Genomic DNA, 23,970 nt, shown 5'->3' with positions numbered 1-23,970 from the left:
CGCCGGCTGAGCCGCGTGTGCTAGTTGCTCACCGGAACCCCGGCCGGCCACGGCAGGAGCGCGGGGAGGTCGACGCCGTCGGCCGCCGCAGTGGCGCGCAGGCTGCCGAGAGTCGGCGTGCGGCCGGCGAGCCAGGCCGCAATGTCGGTCAGCATGCCGTTGATCACCGTGGACCTGCCACCGGTGCCGATGGCAATAGCCGGCAGTCCGAGCGGCTGCAGGACGAACTTCTGCCCCGCCGGCACCCGGGCGGACAGGAAGTCGAAGAGGTGCCCGCAGAAGGGCCGGCTCCACGTTTCCGGTCCGCGGCCGGTGCCAAGATCGGTGGAGTGGATGACGAGTTCGCGCCAAAGCGCCAGGCCGCCGTCGAACACGACTCCCCCGCGGTAGGTGATGGGCTCGCGCCAGCCCGCCGCGTCGAGGGAGTCGAAAGCACGCAAGGCCCATTCCAGCGCGGCGTCCAGGTCGGCGCGGTGTTCCTCGAGGCTGTGTCCCGCGGCCAGATCGATGGCGCGGGTGCGGCCCTCGTAGCCGCCGTCGTAGAGCTCAATGCTTTCGCCGCGCGCGGCGTGTTCAAGCTGGCGCGCCATCGCGTTGGCGATGCCCGTGATGTGTGCCAGCACGTGGCCGCGGGTCCAGCCGGGCAGCTCTGAGCGCGACCTGACGTCCTGGTCCGTGAGGTTGGCGGCGATTCCGGCCACGATATCCGCTGCCCCGTGGAGTTCTTCCAGCAGCTTTTCTGGTGTGATTGCGGTCATGGCGCCCATCCTAACCGGAGCAAGCCGATTAACGGGGATTAACTGGGGACCGCCGGGCCGTAGCGGTGGCGGATGTGCCGGCGGTCGTGGCGGGCCTGCCAGAATTCAATCTCGCGGGGCCGGACTGCGTACAGCTGCCAGCTGGGGTTCTCACCGCCATCCGCGCCGGGCCTTGCGTTCCAGTCGGATGCTGACGCCGCGGCGGACAGCTCCACGACGTCCCCGGCGACCCGCACCTGCCGGCCCTGCAGCTGCCAATAGAAGGTCAAGGCCGCATGCGGGTTTGCCGCGAGCTCCCGGCCCTTCCGGGAGTCGCGGGACGTCGCGAAGTGCCAGCCGTCGTCGTCGATGTCTTTCAGGATCAGCATGCGGGAGGACGGCCGGCCGAGTTCATCGGCCGTGGCCAGGCTGCAGGCGTTCGGCTGGCGCTCTCCGGCGGCCAGGGCACCGGCAAGCCATAGCCGGAACAACTCCGCCGGGTCCGCGGGAGCCGTGGCGGGATCGAACTCGGGCAACTCGTCCGGGAAATCCGGCAGGGAGCGCAGAAGCTCGCGGAAAGATTCGCTCATGCCGCAATGCTAGCGGGAAGACTTCCGCGGCAAACGCCCAACGCCCCCTCACCTTTGGCAGGAAATCCGCCGACGCTCCTGCAGGCAGTGCAGGAGCGTCGGCGGAAATGCGACCGGAAGTCCCCACCGGCACCCTAGCCTCGCAAGCTCGGCCAGGGAACCCTGCCGGCGTGGCCCCTCTCGCGTGCGTTGCTAGCCGGCGTAACCGCGGACGCCGTCGAGCTCGGCCGCCAGGGCCAGCAGTTGGCGTTCGACGGCGGCCGGTGCCGTGCCGCCCTGGGAATTGCGGCTGTTGAGCGACCCCTCGGTGGACAGGACCGTGCGGACCTCCGGCGTCAGGTGCTCCGAGATGGCCGCGTACTCAGCATCCGTCAGGTCCCAGAGCTCGACGCCGCGGCTTTCGGCCTGCTTCACAGCGGCACCGGAGAGCTCATGCGCCTCGCGGAACGGAACACCCTGCCGGACCAGCCACTCGGCAATATCCGTGGCCAGCGCGAAGCCCTGCGGTGCCAGGGCCTCCATCCGTTCGGTGTTGAACGTCAACGTCGCGATCATGCCGGACACGGCCGGAAGCAGGACCTCCAGCGTGTCCGCGGCGTCGAAGACCGGCTCCTTATCCTCCTGCAGGTCGCGGTTGTACGCGAGCGGCAGGCCTTTCAACGTGGCGAGGAGCCCGGTCAGGTTGCCGATCAGCCGGCCGGCCTTGCCGCGGGCGAGCTCGGCCACGTCCGGGTTTTTCTTCTGCGGCATGATCGAGGAGCCGGTGGAGTAGGAGTCGTGCAGGGTGACAAAGGAGAACTCCTTTGTGGCCCACAGGATCACTTCCTCCGAGACCCGGGAGAGGTCGACGCCGATCATGGCCGTGATCCAGGCGAACTCGGCGAAGACGTCGCGGGAGGCCGTCCCGTCGATCGAGTTGTGCGTGGCTGAGAAAAAGCCCAGTTCCGCCGCCACCGCCTCCGGGTCCAGCCCGAGCGAGGAGCCCGCGAGGGCACCCGAGCCGTAGGGCGAGACCCCGGCGCGCTTGTCCCAGTCCGCCAGCCGCTGCACGTCGCGCAGCAGCGCCCAGGCGTGGGCCAGCAGGTGGTGGCTGAGCAGTACCGGCTGGGCGTGCTGGAGGTGCGTCCGTCCCGGCATGGCCACACCGTGGTGGGCCTTGGCCTGCGCCACGAGGGCATCGATCGTGGCGAGGACGCCGCGGGCGATGATCCGGGCGTGGTCGCGCAGGAACATCCGGCCCAGCGTGGCCACCTGGTCGTTGCGGGACCGGCCGGCGCGGAGCTTGCCGCCCAGCTGGGCTCCGGCGCGCTCGATCAGTCCGCGTTCGAGGGATCCGTGCACGTCCTCGTCGGACTCGGCCGGCAGGTAGGCGCCGGAGGCGACGTCCCCGTCCAGCTGCGTCAGGGCGGCAAGCATGCCTTCCAGTTCGGCGTCGTCCAGCAGGCCGGCCTTGTGCAGCACGCGGGCATGCGCCTTGGACCCGGCGATGTCGTAGCGGGCCAGCCGCCAGTCAAAGTGCGTGGACTTGCTCAGCGCCGCGAGGGCGTCCGCGGGGCCGCCGGCGAACCGGCCGCCCCACAGGGCGCCAGTGTTGGTGGCTTCAGACTTTGTCCCCGGGCGCACCGCAGTCTCGCTTCGCTCGGCCGGGGCCCCCTGCGCCCGTGGGCCCTGGCCCTCCATCACTGGCCTGCGACGCGGATGTCGCGGCCGGAGGCAACCTTGGCGGACATGCCCCACAGCTCGATAAAGCCCCGCGCCATCGACTGGTCGAAGGTGTCGCCGGTGTCGTAGGTGGCGAGGTCGAAGTCGTAAAGCGAGGTCTCGGAGCGGCGTCCGTTGACGATCGCCTGGCCGCCGTGGAGGACCATGCGGATGTCGCCGGAGACGTAGCGCTGGGTGTCGTCGATGAAGGCGTCGAGGGAGCGCTTGAGCGGGGAGAACCACTGGCCGTCGTACACCAGCTCGGACCAGCGCTGGCCGACGGTCGCCTTGAAGCGGGCCTGCTCGCGCTCGATCGTGATGTCCTCGAGGTGCTTGTGTGCCGTGATCAGGGCCATGGCGCCCGGAGCCTCGTAGATTTCGCGGGACTTGATGCCGACCAGGCGGTCCTCGACGACGTCGATCCGGCCCACGCCCTGCGCGCCGGCGCGGCGGTTGAGTTCCTTGATGGCCTGCAGCGGGGTGACCTTGACGCCGTCGATCGCTACCGGCACGCCGGCTTCGAAGGAGATGGTGACCTCATCGGGTGCCGGCGGGAATTCAGGGGTGGCGGTGTAGTCGTAGATGTCCTTGGTGGGCGCGTTCCAGATGTCCTCGAGGTAGCCGGTCTCGACGGCGCGGCCCCAGACGTTCTGGTCGATCGAGTACGGGTTCTTCTTCGTGGTCTCGATCGGCAGTCCCTTGTCCTCGGCGAAGGCGATGGCCTTGTCGCGGGTCAGGGCGAGGTCGCGGACCGGGGCGATGCACTTCAGGTCCGGGCCGAGGGTCTGGATGCCAACTTCGAAGCGGACCTGGTCGTTGCCCTTGCCTGTGCAGCCGTGGGCCACCGTGGTGGCGCCGAATTCGCGGGCGGCCTTGACCAGGTGCTTGACGATCACCGGGCGGGAAATCGCCGAGACCAGGGGGTAGTGGCCCTGGTAGAGGGCATTGGCCTTCAGCGTGGGCATGCAGTACTCGTTGGCGAACTCGTCGCCCGCGTCGGCCACGTAGGCCTCGACGGCGCCACAGCCCAGCGCGCGCTGGCGGATGGTCTCCAGCGATTCGCCGCCCTGTCCGACGTCGACCGCCACGGCGATGACCTCGGCGCCGGTGGCTTCTCCGATCCAGCCGATGGCTACGGAAGTATCCAGGCCACCGGAGTAGGCCAGAACAATACGCTCAGTCACGTCAAATGCTCCTTCGTTGTTTGGTGATGCTTTGTGTCTGGGAAAAAGTCTGTCGGGTAAAACTTGTCTACGGAACAGCCTGTCACACCCCTGCGGCAGGCCAACCGCAGCTATTGGCCGGCTTCCTCGGCGAACTGCAGGAAACGGGCGGCCACGTCGGCGCCGCCCGACGGGTCCCGGGTGACCAGGAGGACGGTGTCGTCCCCGGCGATCGTGCCCAGGATCGAGGGCATCACGGAGTGGTCGATCGCGAGGGCCAGGAAATTCGCGGCTCCCGGAGGGGTACGCAGCACCACGATGTTTGCGGAGGCTTCGGCGGTGACCAGCAGTTCCCCGCAGAGCCGGGCCAGCCGCGCGTCGAGGATCTCCTGGGTCACGCCGCTCTTGGCGGCACGCTCCCCGCCCTCCCCCGGTACGGCGTAGACGAGCACGCCGTCCTTGCCGCGGACCCGCACCGCGCCCAGTTCCACGAGGTCCCTGGACAGCGTCGCCTGGGTGACCTGGACGCCGTCGTCCGCCAGGAGCGCCGCAAGCTCCGCCTGCGAACGGACGGACTCGCCCGTCAGGATCGCGGTGATCCGCGCCTGCCTGGCCGTCTTCGTGGCCGGGCTGGCGCCCGGGGAGGCCGGCTGGGCGGACACTAGGCCAGCCCCTCCGCCGGCGCCGGCCCACCGACCGGCGAGAGCCCGTCGACCAGAGCCAGGCCGGAGCGGTGCATGAGCCAGGCCATGAGCGCCTTCTGGGCGTGGAGCCGGTTTTCCGCCTCGTCCCAGACCACGGACTGCGGGCCGTCAATGACGTCCGCGGCGATCTCGTAGCCCCGGTAGGCCGGAAGGCAGTGGAGCACGACGGCGTCGGGCGCCGCGAGCTTCATCGCTGCCTCGTCCACGGCGTAGTCGCGGAACAGCTTCAGCCGGGCTTCCTTCTCGTCCTCCTGGCCCATCGACACCCAGGTGTCCGTGGCGACGACGTCGGCGCCGAGCAGTGCCTCGGCGGCGTCGACCGTCACCAGCACGGAGCCCCCGGTCTGCGAGGCGCGGTCTTCGGCCGCGGCGATGATCTCCGGCGAGGGAAGGTAGCCTTCCGGGCCGGCTATGCGCACGTGCATGCCTGCCGTGACGCCGGCCAGCAGGTAGGAGTTCGCCATGTTGTTGGCGGAGTCGCCGAGGTAGCTCATCGTGAGGCCCTGGAGCTGGCCCTTGTGTTCCTTGATGGTCAGCAGGTCGGCCAGGAGCTGGCAGGGGTGGTAGTCATCGCACAGGGCGTTGATCACCGGAACCTTGGAGTTTTCGGCCATGGCGACGAGGCCGGCGTGCGCACCGGTGCGCCACACGATGGTGGACACCATGCGCTCGAGCACCCTGGCGGTGTCCTCCACGGATTCCTTGTGGCCGATCTGGGCCTCGCCCGGGTTGATGATGAGCGCGTTCCCGCCCATGTCCGCCACGCCGGTGGCGAAGGACACCCGGGTCCGGGTGGAGGTTTTGTCGAAGATGACGGCGACGGTCTTGCGGCCGCTGCCTTCCGCGGCGAAGGGCTGCACGCTGTAGGGCGCGGCCTTCATCCGGGCGGCGAGCTCAAGCACTTCCGCCTGCTCGGCCGGGGAGAGGTCAGTGTCCTTGAGGAAGTGGCGGGTCTGGCTCTTCGGATTCTCGGTCACTGGGCGTCCTTTGCGGTCTGGAGCAACGCGGGCAGCGCTGCGAGGAAGCGGTCGGCCTGTTCGGCCGTCAGGATCAGCGGCGGCGCGAGCCGGATGGTGCGCGGTCCGGGGCTGTTGACGATGAAGCCTGCGTCGAGTCCGGCGGCCACGACGCCCGGGGCGACGTCGGCGTCGAGGTCGAACCCGATCAGGAGCCCTTCGCCGCGGACCTCCGTGACGCCGTCGATGGCGGCAAGGCCGGAGCGCAGATGCTCCCCCACTTCCCGGACGTGTGCCAGGACGCGCTGGTTTTCGAGCACATGCAGGGTGGCCAGGGCTGCCGCGGTGGCTACCGGGTTGCCGCCAAAGGTGGTCCCATGCTGGCCGGCAGTGAGCAGCCCGGACGTCTCCGGGCCGAAGGTCACGAGGGCGCCGATCGGGAATCCGCCGCCCAGGCCCTTGGCGAGGGTGACGGCGTCGGGGACGATCCCCGAGTCCTCGCTCGCGAGCCATTTGCCGGTGCGGCCGATTCCGGTCTGGACCTCGTCGAGGATCAGGAGGGCACCGGCTGCGCTCGTGGCTTCCCGGGCAGCCTTGAGGTAGCCGGCCGGCAGCGGGCGGACCCCGGCCTCGCCCTGGATCGGTTCCAGGAAAACGGCGGCGGTCGTGTCATCGACCGCGGCACGAAGGGCATCAATGTCACCGAAGGGGACATGGACGACCCCGCCGGGCAGCGGCGCGAACGGCGCCCGGTACGCTTCCTTGGAGGTCAGTGCCAGGGCACCCATGGTGCGGCCGTGGAACGCGCCCTCAAGGGCGACGATCCTGGTCCGCGGTTTGGAGTCCGGACCGGCATTACGGCGCGCTAGCTTGAAGGCGGCCTCGACGGCTTCCGTGCCGGAGTTGGCGAAGAAGACCTTGGAGCCGGCCGGGGCGTGGCTGAGCTCCAGCAGCTTCTCGGCCAGGGCGATCTGCGTCGGGCTCGTGAAGAAGTTGGAGACGTGGCCCAGGGTGGCGAGCTGGCTGGAAATCACCGAGGTCACGAACGGGTGGGCGTGGCCCAGGGCGTTGACCGCGATCCCGCCGAGCAGGTCCAGGTATTCCTTGCCGTCGGCGTCCCAGACGAGGCAGCCGGCTCCGCGGACCAGGACCCGCTGCGGGGTGCCGAAGACGCCCAGCAGGGAGGATGAGTAGCGGGAGAGCCAATCGGCTCCGCTACTGCTGGCAACAATTGTGGTTGCGGCGGCCTCCGCAGCGATGGGGGCCCCGCCCGTCCCCAGCCTCACCCCGTCCTCGCCAGCTCGGACGGGGACCGCGGAGGCCGTGGGCCCATCGCGGTGCCCGACCACACCCGGCCCCCCATCGCTGCTGCGGCCTTCAGCGGAATGGCTCAGTTCAGTACTGCTCAATTTGCGTTCACTTCCTCATCCGGGACGACCTGCGTGCCGATACCCGCGGTCGTAAAGGTTTCCAGGAGCATCGAATGCGGCAGGCGGCCGTCCACGATGTGCGCCCGCTCGACGCCGTCGTCAATCGCTTTCAGGCAGGCCGCCATTTTCGGGATCATGCCGGACTCAAGGCGCGGCAGCATCTCGCGCAGCTCCGAAGCTGTCAGCGACGAGATGAGCGAGGAACGGTCCGGCCAGTTGGCGTAGAGGCCTTCGACATCGGTCAGGATGACCAGCTTGGATGCACCGAGTGCTGACGCGACCGCCGCCGCCGCCGTGTCGGCGTTGACGTTCAGGACCTGGCCGGTGGTCTGGGCCCGCTGCAGGCTGTCGGGGGTGCCGTCGTCAAAGATCTCCGGCGCAACGGTGGAGATGACCGGGATCCGGCCGGCGGCCACTATGTCCAGGATGCCCTCGGGGTTCACGCCGACCACCTCACCGACCAGGCCCAGGTCCACCTCCTCGCCGTCCACCACGGTGCCGGTCCGGACCGCGCGGAGCAGGCCGCCGTCCTCCCCGGACATGCCCACGGCGTAGGGGCCATGGGAGTTGATCAGGCCTACGAGTTCCCGGCCGACCTGGCCGGTCAGGACCATGCGCACCACGTCCATGGCCTCGGGCGTCGTGACGCGGAGGCCGCCCTTGAATTCGGACTCGATGCCGAGGCGGCTGAGCATGGCGTTGATCTGCGGGCCGCCGCCGTGCACGACGACGGGGTGGATGCCGACATGGTGAAGGAACACGACGTCCTCCGCGAAGGCCCGGCGGAGCCCGTCGTTGACCATGGCGTTGCCTCCGTACTTGATCACCATGGTGGTGCCGGCGAAGCGCTGGATCCAGGGCAGCGCCTCGATCAGGGTGGCGGCCTTGTCCTGGGCGTCGGCCATGGATGTGGTCTCGCGGGTCTGGGTGTTCATGGTTTTTCGTCCCTCCGGGAACGGCCTAGCTTGAGTAGGCGCTGTTTTCGTGGACGTAGTCGTGCGTGAGGTCGTTGGTCAGGATCGTGGCCTCGGCGCCGCCGGCCTGGAGATCGATCTCGACGAGCACCTCGCGCGGTTCCAGGTCCACGAGGCTGCGGTCGTCGCCGATGCTGCCGTTGCGGCAGATCTGGATGCCGTTCATGGACACGTTCAGCTGGTCCGGCTCGAAGGCCGCGTCCGTGGTGCCGACGGCGGAGAGCACGCGGCCCCAGTTCGGATCCTTGCCGAAGATGGCGGTCTTGAACAGGTTGGAGCGGGCGACCGCGCGGCTGACGGTCTCCGCGTCCAGCTCGGTGGCGGCGTTGAAGGTGCGGATCGCGATGTCGTGGCTGGCACCCTCGGCGTCGCCGATCAGCTTCCTGGCCAGCTCCGCGCAAACCTGCGTCAGGCCGGCGCCGAAGTCTACGGCCGAGGGGACGACGCCGGAAGCGCCGGAGGCGAGCAGGACCACGGTGTCGTTGGTGGACATGCAGCCGTCCGAATCAGCGCGGTCGAAGGTGACACGGGTGGCGTCGCGGAGCACGACGTCGAGCATTTCCGGCTGGACGTCCGCGTCCGTCGTGAGGACCACGAGCATGGTGGCGAGTCCTGGGGCGAGCATGCCGGCGCCCTTGGCCATGCCGCCGATGGTGAATTCGTTGCCTTCGGCGTCCGCGCCGGTGAACACTGCCTGCTTGGACACCGAGTCGGTGGTCATGATGGCCGTGGCGGCTGCGGCGCCGCCGTCCGTGGTCAGCGCGGCCGTGGCTGCGCCGATCCCGGGAACGATCTTGTCCATGGGGAGCTGTTCACCGATCAGGCCCGTGGAGCATACGACGACGTCCGTAGCCGAGATGCCCAGGGACTCGGCCGTCTTCTCCGCAGTGGTGTGCGTGTTCTGGAAGCCCTCCGGTCCGGTGCAGGCGTTGGCTCCGCCGGAGTTGAGGATGACGGCGTCCACCCGGCCGTCCTTGACGGTTTCCCGGGACCAGTGGACGGGGGCGGCGGCCACACGGTTGGAGGTGAAGACGGCGGCGGCGGCCTTGGAAGGGCCGTCGTTGACCACGAGGGCCATGTCCGGGTTGCCGGAGGCCTTGAGGCCGGCTGTGACTCCGGCGGCGCGGAATCCCTTGGGTGCGGTGATGCTCACGGTGCGACTCCCTGCAGGTTGAGGCCGGCGGTTTCCGCGAGGCCGAGGGCAATGTTCATGGACTGCACGGCGCCGCCGGCCGTGCCCTTCGTCAGGTTGTCGATGGCGCAGGTGACGATGACGCGGCCGATGCGGGCGTCGAGCGCCAGCTGCAGAACGGCGTGGTTGGATCCCTGGACCGACTTGGTGGAGGGCCACTGGCCTTCCGGGAGCAGGTGGACGAACGGCTCGTCGTCGTACGCCTCGCTCCAGGCGCGGCGCAGTTCGCCGGCGGTGACGCCCGGCCGGATCCTCGCGGTCGCCGTCGTGAGGATGCCCCGGCTCATGGGAGCGAGGGTGGGCGTGAAAGAGACCGTGACCGGCCCATGCAGTGCCTTGGAGAGGCCCTGTTCAATCTCCGGCGTGTGCCGGTGCCCGCCGCCGACGCCATAGGGGCTCATGGACCCCATGACCTCGGCTCCGATCAGGTTGGCCTTGGCGGCCTTGCCGGCGCCGGAAGTGCCCGAGGCGGAAACAATGACGACGTCCCCGCCTTCCAGGAGGTGGTTGCTGAAACCTGGAGTCAGTGCCAGCAGGGCCGACGTCGGGTAGCAGCCCGGGACGGCGATCCGCTTGGCGCCGCGGAGCGCTTCGCGCTGGCCGGGTAGCTCCGGAAGGCCGTAGGGCCAGGTCCCGGCGTGCGGTGAGCCATAGAATTTTTCCCAGGCGGCCGGATCCTCCAGCCGGTGGTCGGCACCGGCGTCGATCACGAGCGTGCCGGCAGGCAACTGCGCCGCGATCCCGGCGGAGGCCCCGTGCGGAAGTGCCAGGAACACGACGTCGTGCCCCGACAGGTTATCCACCGTGGTGTCTTCGAGGATGCGGCTGGCCAGGCCATGGAGATGCTGCTGCACTTCCCCTAGTCTGGAACCGGCGTTGCTGTGCGCTGTGATGGCGCCGATCGTGACGTCGGGATGACCGGCGAGGAGCCGCAGCACCTCGCCGCCGGCATAGCCGCTTGCGCCGGAGACGGCAACAGAAATAGTCATAGGCACGACTATACAGCAAGATTATGCATAGATGCCGATATTTATGCATTCGATTGCCCGTGTCCCGAAGTTCCGCCGCCATCCGATTCGGCCAGGGCCAGAGTCCTGCAGGGCGCCGTGGCGTATGCTGGCTAAAGGGTGATCTTGACCGCGCAGCCGCGACCGTCGGCAGCAGCGTTGCCCGTAACAGTTACGAGGCCACCGCTCCATGACCCCCACTACCACTTCGGAGCGCCCGCAAACGCGCGTCCGGCAACCCAACGCCGTCGTCCTGAGCTATTCGGAGCTCCTCAAGAGCGTCAAGGCGGCAGGCCTCCTCGAACGCCGCGTCGGTTTCTACGTCACGGTGTTCTCCGTTTTGGTCCTGCTGATGGCCGCCACGTGGGTCGGCTTTGCCCTGATCGGTGGCAGCTGGTTCCAGCTCCTGATTGCCGCAGCCCTGGGCATTGTCTGCACGCAGCTCAGCTTCCTGGCCCACGAGGCCGGACACCGGCAGATTTTCGCCTCCCGCCGCGCCAACGACTGGGCCGCACGGCTGCTTGCCACCTCGGTCGCCGGGATGAGCTACTCATGGTGGGAGCAGAAGCACGGCGCGCACCACAACCACCCCAACGTGATTTCGAAGGATCCCGATATCGCCACCGGCGCGATCGCCTTCTTCCCGGAAGCCGCGGCAACCAGGCAGGGGCGGTTCTCCTTCCTCACCCGCAAGCAGGGCTGGCTCTTCTTCCCGCTGCTGTTCCTTGTGGGCCTGGGCCTGCAGATCGATTCGGTCAAGTTCGTCGTCCAGCGTGCCAAGGTCACCCACCGCTGGGTGGAGATCCCGATCCTCGCGGTCCGGCTTAGCGCATTGCCGGTCCTGGCCTTCACTTTCCTCCCGTGGGGCATCGCCCTGGCCTTCATCGCCGTCCAGCTCGCCGTCTTCGGCTTCTACATGGGCGCCTCCTTCGCGCCAAACCACAAAGGCATGCCGGTCCTGCCCGCCGACAGCCGCGTGGACTTCTTCAGCCGCCAGGTGCTGACGTCCCGCAATATCTCCGGCGGCCGGTTCATGGACCTCCTGCTTGGCGGCCTCAACCGCCAGGCCGAGCACCATCTCTTCCCCGACATGGCCCGCCCGCAGCTTGACAAGGCAGCCGTGATTGTCCGCGAGTTCTGCGCGAAGCACCAGGTCCCCTACACGGAGACCACCTTGCTCCAGTCGTACGGCATCATCGTCCGCTACCTGAACGACGTCGGCCTGGCCGCTGGACGCCACTTCGAGTGCCCCATGGCAACCGTTACGCGCCGTTACTAGGACGGCCCGTAACGGGTGCGGCCCGCTGCCTCCGGGCCGCAACGAAGCGCATGACCACGAAGTGACCGCCGGATTCCGGCGGTCACTTCGCCGTTGGCGCAGGTGTCCCTAGGATGGAGCCAGGATTCGGGCCAGGAAATCCCCGGCCGGACAAAGGAGACACATGATGCACGCAATCCTCGCCCGGCAAGCGGGCGGACCCGAGGTTCTGGAACTCGCACAGACGGAGCGCCCCGTGCCGGGCCCGGGACAGCTGCTGATCAAGGTTGCGGCCGCGGGCGTGAACTTCATCGACACGTACAAGCGCAGCGGCGTCTACAAGGTCCAGTACCCTTTCACCCCCGGCTCCGAGGCCTCCGGCACCGTGGAGGAACTGGGCGACGGCGTCACCGGGTTCTCCCCCGGCGACCGTGTGGCCACTGCGGAAGGCGTCAACTGCTACGCCGGCTACGCCCTCGTCGACGAGGACAAGGCCCTCCCGGTCCCTGACGGCCTGGACGATTTCACCGCCGCGGCCCTGCCGCTGCAGGGCGTCACCTCGCACTACCTGATCAACTCCACTTTCAAGGTCGAACCGGACCACACCGTCCTGGTCCACGCCGGCGCCGGCGGCGTCGGGCTCCTGATGATCCAGCTGCTCAAGGCCAAGGGCGCGCACGTCATCACCACCGTCTCCACGGACGCGAAGGAACAGCTGGCCCGCGAAGCCGGCGCCGACCACGTGCTCCGCTATGACGGCTTCGCAGACAAGGTCCGCGACCTCACCGGCGGGACCGGAGCGGACGTCGTGTACGACGGCGTCGGGAAGGACACCTTCGACGGTTCCCTCGCCGCGTTGCGCATCAGGGGCATGCTCGTGCTCTTCGGCGGCGCCTCCGGTCCGGTACCGCCGTTCGACCCGCAGCGGCTCAACGCCGGCGGCTCCCTGTACCTGACCAGGCCGACCATGGGGCACTACCTGCGGAACGCACGGGAGCGCCGCTGGCGCTCGGACGAAGTCTTCGCCGCCGCCGCGAATGGCAGCCTGAAGGTACGGATCGGGGCCCGCTACTCCCTCGCCGAAGCAGCGCAGGCCCATGATGACCTTGAACAGCGCCGCACCACCGGCAAGGTCATCCTGGTCCCCTGAGCCGGCCCCCAAGGGAACAGCAGGGGAACAGCATGCAAACAGCCGGCCAACCCGGACACCTTCCGTTCATCTGATGCAGGGAGAATGCCCGTGTGACTGAGCAGCAAGCGCCTACGAGTGATGCCCCCAACACCGGGCCGGTGTACCGGGCGCAGCTGCCCGGCGCCCTCGCGGCCCCGCCGGAACGCACGCTCATCGGGATCATCCAGGACACCGCAGCCCGCTTCCCGGATGCCTCCGCCCTCGACGACGGTCACCATTCGCTCAGTTACGCCCAGCTCCTCGCGGAGGTCCGGGCCGCGGCCAGGAAGCTGCACCTGGCCGGGCTCGGGGCGGGCGACAAGATCGGGGTCCGGATCCCCTCCGGCACCAACGAGCTTTACGTCACGATCCTTGCGGTACTGCTGGTGGGCGCCGCCTACGTTCCGGTGGACGCGGACGATCCCGACGAACGGGCCAAGCTGGTGTTTGGCGAAGCCAGGGTGTCCGGCATTGTGCGCGGCGGCGGCCGGATCGTCACCGACCGCACGCGGCCCCGGCCCTTCCCTGCCGCCAGGCCGCCCGCTGTCGACGACGACGCGTGGGTGATCTTCACCTCCGGCTCCACCGGGACACCCAAGGGAGTGGCGGTGCAGCACCGCTCGGCAGCCGCGTTCGTCGACGCCGAGGCCCGGCTCTTCCTCCAGGGCGAACCGATCGGACCCCAGGACCGCGTCCTGGCGGGGCTGTCCGTGGCCTTCGACGCCTCGTGCGAGGAAATGTGGCTCGCGTGGCGCCACGGCGCCTGCCTCGTCCCCGCTCCGCGCGCGCTGGTGCGGACCGGCATGGACCTGGGCCCGTGGCTGATCAGCCACGGCATCACGGTCGTGTCCACGGTTCCCACGCTCGCGGCACTCTGGCCCGTCGAATCCCTGGAAAGCGTCCGCCTGCTGATCTTCGGGGGCGAGGCGTGTCCGCCTGAACTCGCGGAGCGGCTCGCCGTCGACGGCCGTGAAGTGTGGAACACGTACGGCCCCACCGAGGCCACCGTCGTCGCGTGCGCTGCGCCGCTGGGTTCTCCCGGTCCCATCCGGATCGGCCTGCCGCTGGACGGATGGGACCTCGCCGTCGTCGATGCCCGGTCCCGGCCCGTCGCCGAAGGCGAGGTCGGCGAGCTGATCATCGGCGGCGTCGGGCTGGCCCGCTACCTGGACCCGGCGAAGGACGCCGAAAAATACGCCCCGATGCCCTCCCTCGGCTGGGCGCGCGCCTACCGCTCCGGCGACCTGGTCCGCTACGAAGCCGGGGGCCTGATCTTCCAGGGGCGGGCGGATGAGCAGGTCAAGCTCGGCGGCCGCCGGATCGAGCTCGGCGAGATCGACGCCGCCCTGCAGTCGCTGCCGGACGTTGCCGGTGCGGCGGCGGCCGTTCAGACGACGGCCGCCGGCAACCAGATCCTGGTCGGCTACCTGGCTCCTGCTGCCGGCCGGGAGATCGACCTGGTGGAAGCCCGGGCGCGGCTGGGCACGAGCCTTCCGGCCCCGCTCATCCCCCTCCTCACGCTGGTGGAATCGCTGCCCACCAAAACCAGCGGCAAGGTGGACCGCCGCGCCCTGCCCTGGCCCCTTGCCGGCGCCGGCGCGGCCGATGCCGAGGGTGCTCCGCTGAACCTCCCGGACGACGCCCGCTGGATCGTGGAACAGTGGAGCTCCGTGCTCGGCAGCGCCGTCAGCACGCTCGACGCCGACTTCTTCGCCTACGGAGGCGGCTCCCTGGCCGCGGCGCAGCTGGTCTCCGCCCTCCGGGTGCGCTACCCCACCATCACCGTGGCTGATGTCTACGCGACCCCGAGGATCGGGGCCCTCGTGGACGCGGCCCGCCAGTCGCTGCCCGAGGGCGGCGCCGGCCCGGCACCGGAACGCACTGTCCGGCCGACGGCCCGGAAGTCCCAGGTCTTCCAGACCCTCATGGGCATTCCGCTGCATATCCTGGTGGGCATGCGCTGGCTGACCTACCTCATGGCCGCCAACAACCTGCTCTCCGCCCTCGCCGGGTTCAGCGACGCGCCGACCGTGTCCTGGTGGTGGGTGGGGGCGTCCTGGCTCGTGTTCGTAAGCCCCGCGGGGCGGATGCTGGTCTCCGTGGCCGCCGCCCGGCTCCTGCTGAGGAACGTGGGCCCCGGAACGTACCCCCGCTCGGGCCGGGTGCATCTGCGCCTATGGCTCGCCGAACAAATCCAGGATCTTGCCGGGGCCATCAGCCTCGCCAGCGCCCCCTGGGTCCCGTACTACGCCAGGGCACTCGGCGCGAAAATCGGCGAGGACGTCCAGCTGCATTCGGTCCCGCCCGTCACGGGCCTGCTCTCCCTCGGCAACGGCGCCAACATCGAACCTGAAGTCGATCTGTCCGGCTGGTGGATCGACGGCGACTGCGTCCACATCGGGGCCATCCGGATCGGTGCCGGCGCTACTATCGGGGCGCGCAGCACGCTCATGCCGGGCGTGGTCATCGGTGCCGGAGCCCAGGTTGAGCCCGGTTCTGCCGTGCTGGGCAAGGTCAAGGCCGGGCAGCTGGTCGCCGGTTCACCCGCCGAGCGCCGCGGCAAGGCCCGGCATACCTGGCCCGCCGTCCCGGCGGAACACCACCTGACCGGCCGGCTCTGGTTTGCCGGCTTCGCCGCTGCCTCGGCCGTTCTGGCACTGATCCCCTATGTGTCCGCCGCCGCAGCCGCACTGGTGGTCTTCCTTTTCGTCCGGGGCCGGCCGTCCCTGTCCTCGGCGCTCCCGCAGCTGCTGGTGTCCCTTCCGCCGGCGGCGCTGGCCTGGTTCCTGGCCAACTTGCTGCTGATCCTGCTCACGACGAGGCTCCTCGGAGTCGGACTCGCCGAAGGCTACTACCGGGTGCGCAGCCGGATCGGCTGGCAGGTCTGGGCCACAGAGCGGGTCCTCGACCTGGCCCGCGACCTCCTGTTTCCGGTCTATGCCAGCCTCTTCACGCCGGTCTGGCTGCGGCTGCTCGGCGCGCGGGTCGGCAAGAACGTCGAGGCGTCCACGGTCCTTTTGATCCCGAAGATGACCACGGTGGGCGAAAGCGCCTTCCTGGCGGACGACACCTTGGTGGCGTCCTACGAACTCGACGGCGGCTGGCTGAGGATTGCCCCGGCCAAGATCGGGAAGCGCTCCTTCCTGGGCAACTCCGGAATGACGGCGGCCGGCCGCAACGTGCCCAAGAATTCCCTCGTGGCCGTGCTCTCGGCGACACCCGCCAAGGCGAAGTCCGGCACCTCGTGGCTGGGCAGCCCGCCGGTGCGGCTCCGGCGCACCGCCATCGCCTCCGATGACATGCGGACCTACCAGCCGCCGCTGAAGCTGAAGGTCGCGCGCACGGTGTGGGAGCTGTGCCGGTTTGTCCCGGTGGTCCTGACGGTGGCTATCGCCGCCGGGGTCCTGCTGACCTTCGACTGGCTGGCAGGTACTTTCAACTACGGCGTTGCCGCCCTTCTTGGCGGCATCGTGGTCCTCTTCGCCGGTGCGACGGCCGCGGGCAGTGCCGTGGTGGCCAAATGGGTTCTCGTCGGACGCATCCGGCCCGGCCAGCACCCGCTTTGGAGCTCCTTCATCTGGCGGAACGAGGTCGTGGATACGTTTATCGAGATGGTCAGCGCCCCGTGGTTCGCGCGCGCCGCGACGGGAACTCCTGCACTGGTCTGGTGGCTCCGGGCGCTCGGAGCCAGGATCGGGGCGGGCACGTGGTGCGAAAGCTACTGGCTTCCCGAAGCGGACCTGGTCACCCTCGGCAAGAACTCAACGGTCAACCGGGGCTGCGTTGTCCAGACCCATCTCTTCCACGACCGTGTCATGAGCATCGACACTGTTACGCTCGAGGACGGAGCAACCATGGGTCCGCACGGGGTCATCCTCCCGCAGGCCAGGATCGGCAGCGGCGGCACCGTGGGTCCGGCCTCCCTGGTCATGCGGGGCGAAACGGTCCCCGCGGCGACGTACTGGATGGGCAACCCGGTCAGCCCGTGGGTGGGCCCGGCAGTTCCTGCCCCCAAGCCCCGGCAACGCCAGCCCAGCAACTAACTCCAGTCCAGCAACCACTGAAGGTCCGTCCCATGAGTCCCAGCGAACCAGCAGGCAGCGGCCTCGTCGTCGCGCCGCCCGGCCAGGAAGCCAACGCGCCGGATCCCTACATGCCCGGCCACGGCACCAGCGCGTACCGCGTCCGGCGCTATGAACTCGAGCTCGACTACAGGGTCAGCAGCAACCGGCTCAGCGCCCGGGCCGTGCTGCAGGCGGTGGCGCAGCTTCCGACGTCGGCCGTTGTCCTGGATTTGACGGGGCTGCGCGTGACCAAGGTCCAGCTGGGAGGGCGGAAGGTCCGCAAGTTCAGCCAGCGTGCCGAGCAGCTCATCGTGGCCCTGGATGTGCCGCTGCTGCCGGACGAGACCTTCACCCTCGACATCCGCTACGAGGGCTACCCCGCCCCGCGCCGCGGCCTGTGGGGCGACGTGGGCTGGGAGGAGCTCTCCGACGGCGTCCTCGTCGCCGGCCAGCCCAACGGCGCGGCATCCTGGTTCCCGTGCAACGACCACCCGGGGGACAAGGCGAGCTACCGGATCAGCGTGACGACGGACGTCAACTACCGGCCCGTGTGCAACGGCGTCTTGCTTTCCCGGACCAGCAGGTCCAGCCGCGAAACCTGGGTCTATGAGCAGGCCGAACCGATGTCCACGTACCTCGCCACGGTCCAGATCGGGCGGTACGGGCTCCTGACGCTGAACCCCGAGCGGCCGTCCGGGCAGGTGCCGCAGTTCGCTGCCGTCCCGGAGTCGCTGGCCGACACAGCAAGGACCGGGCTGGCGCGCCAGCCCGACATGATGCGGACGTTCACGAACTGCTTCGGCCCCTACCCGTTCCCCGAGTACACCGTGGTGGTCAGCGAGGATGTCCTGGAGATCCCGCTCGAGGCGCAGACCCTGTCTATCCTGGGTCCCAACCATCTGGGCCTGGAGTGGGAGTCGCAGCGGATGATGGCCCACGAGCTCGCGCACCAGTGGTTCGGGAATTCGCTGACAGCGGCATCGTGGAAAGACATCTGGCTGCACGAGGGCTTCGCCTGCTACGCGGAGTGGCTGTGGTCCGAGGAGGCCGGCGTCATGTCCGTCGCGTCCCGCGCTGCAGCCGCATGGCGAAAGCTCGACGCCGGCAGCCAGGACCTGCTCATCGGCGATCCCGGGCCGGAGCTGATGTTTGATGACCGGGTGTATAAGCGCGGAGCCCTCGCCCTGCACGCATTGCGCCTGCGCTGCGGCGACCTGGCGTTCTTCGCGCTGCTGCATGACTGGGCGCACCGCTTCCGGCACGGCTCCGTATCAACGCCGGCATTCATCCTCGCCGCGGACCGCGCCACGGGCATCGATTCCGAGGCCCTGCTGCATCCCTGGCTCTACGAAGGAGCGCTCCCGCCGCTGCCGCCCTCCTAGGGCGCCGCATGCCTTAGGGCCCGGGAATGACGGAGCGCGACGGCGGCCACGAGGTCCGCCGGCAGGCCGGTCTCGGCAGGAGCCAGGTCCCGGACCCCGGTCCGGTGCAGCACGTCGACCGTGTCCGGGGCTTTCCGCAGGCCCTCACCGGTCATCTTGAGCCAGGCTTCCTTCCGGGCCCAGAGCCGCGCCCGTCCGCGCAGCAGTCCCGTGGCGGGGAGCCGGTGGAGCGCCAGCCGTTCCGCCGGAGCCAGCGCCACGGCGTCGAAGCCGTGAAAGTCCATCCGCGCCGGGTCCTCGACGTCGATCCCCAGTCCCAGGCCGGGCCCTGGATCGGTCACTGCCGCCAGCAGCGTCCAGCCGGACGCCCTGGCGAGGCTCAGGAGCAGCGGTACGGCGGCTCCCTCGTAGGAGTAGCCGGGCCTGCCGTGCGAGACGTCCCCGCCGCTCCCGCAGCGTGGACAGGTGTACCGGGCAGTGAGGCCCGACGGCGGCACTCCGAGCAGTTCGGCGGCGAAGCGACGCTGCGCGAGCCGCGCCGACAGGAATTCGTCGCGGGCGCCGGGCGCCATGGCGCGGGCCCGCGCGTGCTCGGCGGCCTCCAGGAGGGCGCCGGCATCGCGTTGCAGCCCGGCGGCCGCCGCCGCCAAGGTCTGCCCGGGTGTGCGAAGGGGCGGGCAGGCACGCACGATGAGTCGTGATGCCATGCCCGCCCCTTCCTTGCTTAGCGCTGTACGGCTCCGAAGCGTTCGGCCGCAACGGCCACGGCACTTTCGCGGGCCGCGGAGGCCTCGTCGGCGGTCAGGGTGCGGTCCGGGGCGCGGAACCGCAGGCTGAACGCCAGCGACTTCTTGCCCTCGGCGATCCCCTTGCCCACGTACACGTCGAAGAGCGCCACGTCCTCAAGAAGTTCGCCGGCGCCTTCGCGCAAGGCCGAGAGGACATCGTCCGCCGGGATGTCCTGCGGCACCACGAGGGCCACGTCCTGGGTGGCCACCGGGTAGGTCGAGATGTGCTTGGCCACGATCACGTCGGCTGCGGCTTCGAACAGGGCATCGGCATTGATCTCCAGCGCCACCGAGCGTGCCGGCATGTCGTGCGCCGCCAGCAGTTTCGGGTGCAGCTCGCCGGCGTAGCCCACCACGTCGCCGGTGCGGAGCGTGAGCCGCGCGGCCCGTCCCGGGTGGAACGCCTGGTGCTGCCCCTGGCTGACCAGGATGTCGACGCCGAGGACCTCACCGGCGAGCCGGGCGAAGTCCAGCGCATCCGCCCAGTCCCAAGGACGGGGCGCATGCGCGGGCGCGGCGGGTGAATCATGGCCGGTCAGGACGGCGGCGAGGTGCAGCGGCTGGTCCGGGACGCCGTCGTACAGGGCATCCAGCACCTCCTCGGAGGGCTTAACGCCCAGCGGCGGGATCGTGGCCGTGCCCAGGTTCCCGCCCGGCAGGAACACGAGTCCCGCCTCAAACAAGGCGAGGTCGCGGAAGCCACGGGCGTGGTTGCGCTTGGCCACCTCGATCAGGCCCGGCAGGATGGACGTCCGCAGGAAGCCATGCTCCTCGCTGATCGGGTTGGCGAGCTTGAGGGCTTGGCGCTCGGTGCCCTCCGTGGCCACGCCAAAGGTGTCATTGGCAGCTTTGGAGACGAACGGGTAGGCCAGGACCTCGGTGAGGCCGGCGTCCGCCAGCGCCTGGATCAGGCGGCGGCGCTGCTGCTGGACGCGGGTCAGGCCGCGGCCCGGAGGCGCCACCGGCAGGGTCGCCGGGATCTTGTCGTAGCCGACCAGGCGGGCGATTTCCTCGGAGAGGTCTTCCTTGGTTTCCAGGTCATTGCGCCAGCTCGGTGCGGTCACTGTGTAGCCGGCGCCGTTCTTCCCGACAATAGCGCCGAGGTCCTCCAGCGAGGTCAGGATCTGCTCCTCGCTGAAGTCAATTCCGATCCGGTCCGCGGCGTAGCCTGCCGGAAGTTCGATGGTGACGGCATCCGGGGCGGTCCCGACGTCGGTCCCGGCCTCGTCTGCCGTGCCCCCGGCGAGCTCGACCAGGAGGTCCACCACGCGCTGGGCAGCAACGTTGGCGACCTGCCAGTCCACTCCGCGCTCGAAGCGCTTGGACGCCTCGGACGGCAGCTTGTGGCGGCGGCGGGAGCGGGCGATCGAGACTTCGTCAAAGTGCGCGGCCTCGACGAGGATGTTGGCGGTGGAGTCCGATACTTCCGTATGGGACCCGCCCATGACACCGGCGATGCCGATGGGTCCGGAGGCATCCGTGATCAGGAGGTCCTCGACGTCGAGCGTGCGCTCCTTGTCGTCGAGGGTGGTGATCTTCTCCCCCGCGGTGGCACGCCGCACAACGATGTCGCCGGAGAGTTTGTCGAGGTCGTAGCAGTGGTTCGGCTGGCCGAGCTCAAGCATGACGTAGTTGGAGATGTCGACCGGCAAGGAGATGGAGCGGATGCCGGCGAGCCGGAGGCGGGAGGACATCCACGGCGGGGTGGGCCGGGTGGCGTCCACGCCGCGCACGGTGCGGGCCACGAAGCGGTCGCAGCCGGGCTTGCCGTAGATGGGGGCGTCGTCGTTGATCTTGACGCCGTAGCCGCCGGAGAGGGCTGCGGGGGCCTGGACCCTGGACGCCGGGTCGGTGAAAACGGTGCCGGTGGCGTGCGCGTATTCGCGGGCCACGCCGCGGATGGAGAAGCAGTAGCTGCGGTCCGGGGTGACGTTGATTTCCGCGGCCTGGTCGTAGAGGCCGAGCAGCTCCATCGCGTCGGTGCCGAGCTCCGGGTCGAGCCCGATCCGCGACAGCACCAGGATGCCGTCATGGTCCTCGCCGATGCCCAGTTCACGGACGGAGGCGATCATGCCGGCGGAGAGGTGGCCGTACGTCTTGCGGGCGGAGATGCGGAAGTCGCCGGGCAGCACGGCACCGGGAAGGGTGACCACCACCTTGTCGCCTTCAACGAAGTTGTGGGCGCCGCAGATGATCCCCTGCACACCGGAGGGGTCGATGCCCTCGCCGGCAAGCGTCTGCGGCTGGCCCTCGGGGACCACCCGGACCTGGCACCAGTTGATGGTCTTGCCGTTGGTCTGGGGTTCCTTGACGATGCTCAGGACCTGGCCCACCACGATCGGGCCGCGGATGGTGTCCGTGGGGCGGTGGACCCCTTCTTCTTCGAGGCCAACCTTGACCAGCTCTGCCATGACGTCTTCGGCCGTTGCTGCGGCCGGTACCTGCGCGAATTCACGCAGCCAGGAAAGTGGGATACGCACTGTTAGATCTCCATCCCGAAGTGCTCGCTGAAACGTACATCGCCTTCTATCATGTCGCGCATGTCGCCAACCTCGTTGCGGAACATGAGGGTGCGCTCAATGCCCATGCCGAAGGCAAAACCTGAATAGATGTCCGGATCGATGCCGGCGGCGCGGAGGACGTTGGGGTTGACCATGCCGCAGCCGCCCCACTCGATCCAGCTCGGGCCGCCCTTGGCGCCCGGGTGCCAGATGTCCAGCTCCGCCGAGGGCTCGGTGAACGGGAAGTAGTTGGGGCGCAGCCGGATCTGGGCGTCGTCGCCGAACATCTGGCGCGCGAAGTGCTCCAGGGTGCCGCGGAGGTCAGCCATGCTGAGCTTCTTGTCGATGGCCAGGCCCTCGAACTGGTGAAACACCGGCGTGTGGGTTGCGTCCAGCTCGTCGGTGCGGAACACCTTGCCCGGGCACAGCACGTAGATGGGCAGTTCCCGTTCCAGCATGGAGCGGACCTGGACCGGGGACGTGTGCGTGCGCATCAGCAGGTGGGCCTCGGGCGGTTCCACGAAAAAGGTGTCCTGCATGTCACGGGCCGGGTGGTCCGGCTTGAAGTTCAGGGCATCGAAGTTGAACCATTCGGATTCCACCTCGGGCCCTTCGGCGATTTCCCAGCCCATGCCGACAAAGATGTCCGCCACGCGCTCCTGCAGGGTGGACAGCGGGTGGCGTGCGCCGGCCCGGCGCCGGCGCGGGGCCGCCGTGACGTCCACCGTCTCTTCGACGAGGATCCGGGCGTCGTTCTCGGCTTCGAGCTCGGCCGTGCGGTCCGCGAGCGCCTTGTTGACGCGTCCGCGGGAGGCGCCCATGAGCTTTCCGGCCGCAGCCTTCTGGTCCTTGGGCAGGCCGCCGATCTCGCGGTTGGCGAGGCTCAGCGCGGACTTCTCGCCGGTGTGCGCGAGGCGGACGGCTTTGAGTTCCTCGAGCGTGGCGGCGGCGGCTATGGCGGCGACGGCCTGGTCTACGGCGGCGGTGATGGCGGCTTCATCCAGAGGATTCGGGACGGCGGCGCCCGGCAAAGTTTCAGTCATCTACTGTTCTTAGCTACGAGTCGGGTCATGCCAGCGGCACGGACCGCTGCACGGGGCAGGGTCGCGGGTCGTTGACATAGGGCAGGGCCCGCCGAATTCCCTCCGGCGGGCGCTCGCTTCCAGTCTAGTAGAAGGCACCCCGCTGCCCGAACGTGACGTCCGTCCCCCACTATCGTTCTCGGCCCACCGCTAGCATGGCCTCATGACTTCCGGACAACGGCTGCGGCAGATCATCAATGTGCTCAATGGTTCGACCCTCCTGGGCCTGCTGCTGGCAGCCTGTGCGCGCACGCCCGTCCGCTCCGGCCCGCGCGGCCTGCTGATCGCCAGCCGTTACCGGTGGCGCCTCCCCTTTGCCGGGGCCTTCACCGTGGGCAACGTGGTGCTGTTCCGGGCCGGCCTCCAGGAGGCCCTGGCCAATCCCGTCCTGCTGGGCCACGAGGAGCGCCACAGCACGCAGTATGCGTGGTGCCTCGGAGTGCCCTTCCTGCCGCTGTACTTCGTGGCGGCGGCCTGGTCCCAGTGGCGGACGGGCAATCCGGGGTCGGGCAATTTCTTTGAGCGGCACGCCGGGCTGCAGGGCGGCGGCTACCCGGACCCGCAGGCGACCACCAGGGGCCCCGCGGCCCGCGAACGGAACGAGGCGTGAGATGACGGACAACCCAAGAACGATCTCGGTGACCGGGTCCGGCAGCGCCGAAGCCGCGCCGGACCTGCTGACCATTTCCATCGGCGTCGAGTGCCGCCGGGGCAATGTCGACGCGGCGTACGGCGACGCAGGCCGCGCCGCCGGCACCGTCACTGCGGCGCTCCGGGCCCACGGCGTGGGGAGCCCGGACATCACGGCCTCCGGGCTCAACGTCCGGGCCGAAGTCACCTGGCAGGAAGGGCACGGGCAAAGTGTCTCCGGCTACCTGGCGTCCAGTACACTCAGCGTCCGGATCCGGGAGCTCGCGGGCTCCTCCGCCATCATCGCTGCCGCGGTCGCTGCCGGCGGCGACGACGTCAGGCTCAACGGATTGCAGCTGGGCTTCGCCGATCCCTCCGCGGTCACGGCACGCGCCCGCGAGGCGGCCTGGAACGACGCCCTGGCCACGGCGCGGCACTACGCTGCCCTGGCCGGCGCCGGGCTGGGCAAGGCAGTGTCCATCGCCCAGCAGTCCGGCTTCCAGCCGCCGATCCCGGTCGGGAAAATGCAGCGCGCCGTGGCTGCGGAGTCGCTCACGGTCGAAGCCGGCGAGTCCAGCGTCGCGGCGGCTGTAAGAGTTGTCTGGGAACTCGTCGACTAGACTGCCCGCTTCCTAGCGGG

At 69.4% G+C, this 23,970-nt stretch carries 19 protein-coding genes; 6 read left to right on the top strand and 13 right to left on the bottom strand.

What is annotated here, in order from left to right:
* Window positions 1-20: 20 nt before the first annotated feature.
* The 10 genes from AC1DES_RS17150 to argC form a co-directional block, all read right to left on the bottom strand.
* Window positions 21-758 carry a maleylpyruvate isomerase family mycothiol-dependent enzyme gene (locus tag AC1DES_RS17150; RefSeq protein WP_476896907.1) on the bottom strand — a complete coding sequence of 246 codons (738 nt, stop codon included), beginning with the start codon at window positions 756-758 and terminating at the stop codon, window positions 21-23.
* Between the two features lie 38 nt (window positions 759-796).
* Complete coding sequence (locus AC1DES_RS17145) at window positions 797-1,327, bottom strand: pyridoxine/pyridoxamine 5'-phosphate oxidase (RefSeq protein WP_476896906.1); 531 nt, start codon at window positions 1,325-1,327, stop codon at window positions 797-799.
* Between the two features lie 192 nt (window positions 1,328-1,519).
* A complete protein-coding gene (gene argH, locus AC1DES_RS17140; protein WP_476896905.1) occupies window positions 1,520-3,010 on the bottom strand; it encodes an argininosuccinate lyase in 1,491 nt (496 codons plus the stop codon).
* Entirely contained in the window at window positions 3,007-4,212 is a 1,206-nt protein-coding gene (locus AC1DES_RS17135; RefSeq protein ID WP_476896904.1) for an argininosuccinate synthase, read from the bottom strand. The genes argH and AC1DES_RS17135 overlap by 4 nt, the downstream gene beginning before the upstream one ends.
* A 110-nt stretch (window positions 4,213-4,322) precedes the next feature.
* A complete protein-coding gene (locus tag AC1DES_RS17130) occupies window positions 4,323-4,853 on the bottom strand; it encodes an arginine repressor (protein WP_476896903.1) in 531 nt (176 codons plus the stop codon).
* The gene (argF, locus tag AC1DES_RS17125) at window positions 4,853-5,872 is read right to left on the bottom strand and encodes an ornithine carbamoyltransferase (RefSeq protein ID WP_476896902.1); all 1,020 of its coding nucleotides are present in this window, start codon (window positions 5,870-5,872) and stop codon (window positions 4,853-4,855) included. The genes AC1DES_RS17130 and argF overlap by 1 nt, the downstream gene beginning before the upstream one ends.
* On the bottom strand, window positions 5,869-7,110 hold the full coding sequence (locus AC1DES_RS17120) for an acetylornithine transaminase (RefSeq protein ID WP_476896916.1): 1,242 nt from the start codon (window positions 7,108-7,110) through the stop codon (window positions 5,869-5,871). The genes argF and AC1DES_RS17120 overlap by 4 nt, the downstream gene beginning before the upstream one ends.
* Window positions 7,111-7,256: 146 nt before the next feature.
* Entirely contained in the window at window positions 7,257-8,216 is a 960-nt protein-coding gene (argB, locus tag AC1DES_RS17115; RefSeq protein ID WP_476896901.1) for an acetylglutamate kinase, read from the bottom strand.
* Window positions 8,217-8,241: 25 nt separating this feature from the next.
* Window positions 8,242-9,408, bottom strand: a complete 1,167-nt coding sequence (gene argJ / locus AC1DES_RS17110) for a bifunctional glutamate N-acetyltransferase/amino-acid acetyltransferase ArgJ (protein WP_476896900.1) — start codon at window positions 9,406-9,408, stop codon at window positions 8,242-8,244.
* A complete protein-coding gene (gene argC / locus AC1DES_RS17105; RefSeq protein ID WP_476896899.1) occupies window positions 9,405-10,436 on the bottom strand; it encodes an N-acetyl-gamma-glutamyl-phosphate reductase in 1,032 nt (343 codons plus the stop codon). The genes argJ and argC overlap by 4 nt, the downstream gene beginning before the upstream one ends.
* Before the next feature lie 208 nt (window positions 10,437-10,644).
* Here argC and AC1DES_RS17100 point away from each other — a divergent pair, with 208 nt between their 5' ends.
* The 4 genes from AC1DES_RS17100 to AC1DES_RS17085 all read left to right on the top strand — a co-directional run bounded on the left by AC1DES_RS17100 (window position 10,645) and on the right by AC1DES_RS17085 (window position 18,329).
* Window positions 10,645-11,733, top strand: a complete 1,089-nt coding sequence (locus AC1DES_RS17100; RefSeq protein WP_476896898.1) for a fatty acid desaturase family protein — start codon at window positions 10,645-10,647, stop codon at window positions 11,731-11,733.
* A 163-nt stretch (window positions 11,734-11,896) separates the two neighbouring features.
* Entirely contained in the window at window positions 11,897-12,862 is a 966-nt protein-coding gene (locus tag AC1DES_RS17095) for a quinone oxidoreductase family protein (RefSeq protein WP_476896897.1), read from the top strand.
* A 92-nt stretch (window positions 12,863-12,954) separates the two neighbouring features.
* Window positions 12,955-16,926, top strand: a complete 3,972-nt coding sequence (locus AC1DES_RS17090; RefSeq protein WP_476896896.1) for a Pls/PosA family non-ribosomal peptide synthetase — start codon at window positions 12,955-12,957, stop codon at window positions 16,924-16,926.
* A 32-nt stretch (window positions 16,927-16,958) separates the two neighbouring features.
* Window positions 16,959-18,329, top strand: coding sequence for a M1 family metallopeptidase (locus tag AC1DES_RS17085; protein WP_476896895.1), 1,371 nt, complete (start codon window positions 16,959-16,961; stop codon window positions 18,327-18,329).
* Here the strand turns inward: AC1DES_RS17085 and AC1DES_RS17080 are convergent.
* Genes AC1DES_RS17080 through pheS form a run of 3 tightly spaced genes read right to left on the bottom strand, consistent with a single transcriptional unit; the run spans window position 18,326 to window position 22,661 of the window.
* Window positions 18,326-19,036 carry a 4'-phosphopantetheinyl transferase family protein gene (locus tag AC1DES_RS17080; protein ID WP_476896894.1) on the bottom strand — a complete coding sequence of 237 codons (711 nt, stop codon included), beginning with the start codon at window positions 19,034-19,036 and terminating at the stop codon, window positions 18,326-18,328. The two genes, AC1DES_RS17085 and AC1DES_RS17080, sit on opposite strands and share 4 nt — an antisense overlap.
* Window positions 19,037-19,053: 17 nt before the next feature.
* Window positions 19,054-21,597 carry a phenylalanine--tRNA ligase subunit beta gene (pheT, locus tag AC1DES_RS17075; RefSeq protein ID WP_476896893.1) on the bottom strand — a complete coding sequence of 848 codons (2,544 nt, stop codon included), beginning with the start codon at window positions 21,595-21,597 and terminating at the stop codon, window positions 19,054-19,056.
* Window positions 21,598-21,599: 2 nt separating this feature from the next.
* Complete coding sequence (gene pheS, locus AC1DES_RS17070; RefSeq protein ID WP_476896892.1) at window positions 21,600-22,661, bottom strand: phenylalanine--tRNA ligase subunit alpha; 1,062 nt, start codon at window positions 22,659-22,661, stop codon at window positions 21,600-21,602.
* Window positions 22,662-22,863: 202 nt separating this feature from the next.
* Between pheS and AC1DES_RS17065 the strand changes: the two genes are divergently transcribed.
* Both AC1DES_RS17065 and AC1DES_RS17060 read left to right on the top strand, forming a co-directional pair.
* Complete coding sequence (locus AC1DES_RS17065) at window positions 22,864-23,310, top strand: hypothetical protein (protein WP_476896891.1); 447 nt, start codon at window positions 22,864-22,866, stop codon at window positions 23,308-23,310.
* Window position 23,311: 1 nt separating this feature from the next.
* On the top strand, window positions 23,312-23,950 hold the full coding sequence (locus AC1DES_RS17060; RefSeq protein ID WP_476896890.1) for an SIMPL domain-containing protein: 639 nt from the start codon (window positions 23,312-23,314) through the stop codon (window positions 23,948-23,950).
* Window positions 23,951-23,970 lie beyond the last annotated feature (20 nt).

The sequence above is a fragment of the Arthrobacter sp. 05T442 genome, from assembly GCF_056395945.1.
The sequence above is the reverse complement of the archived record's forward strand: the minus strand, read 5'-3'. Positions and strand labels throughout refer to the sequence as shown.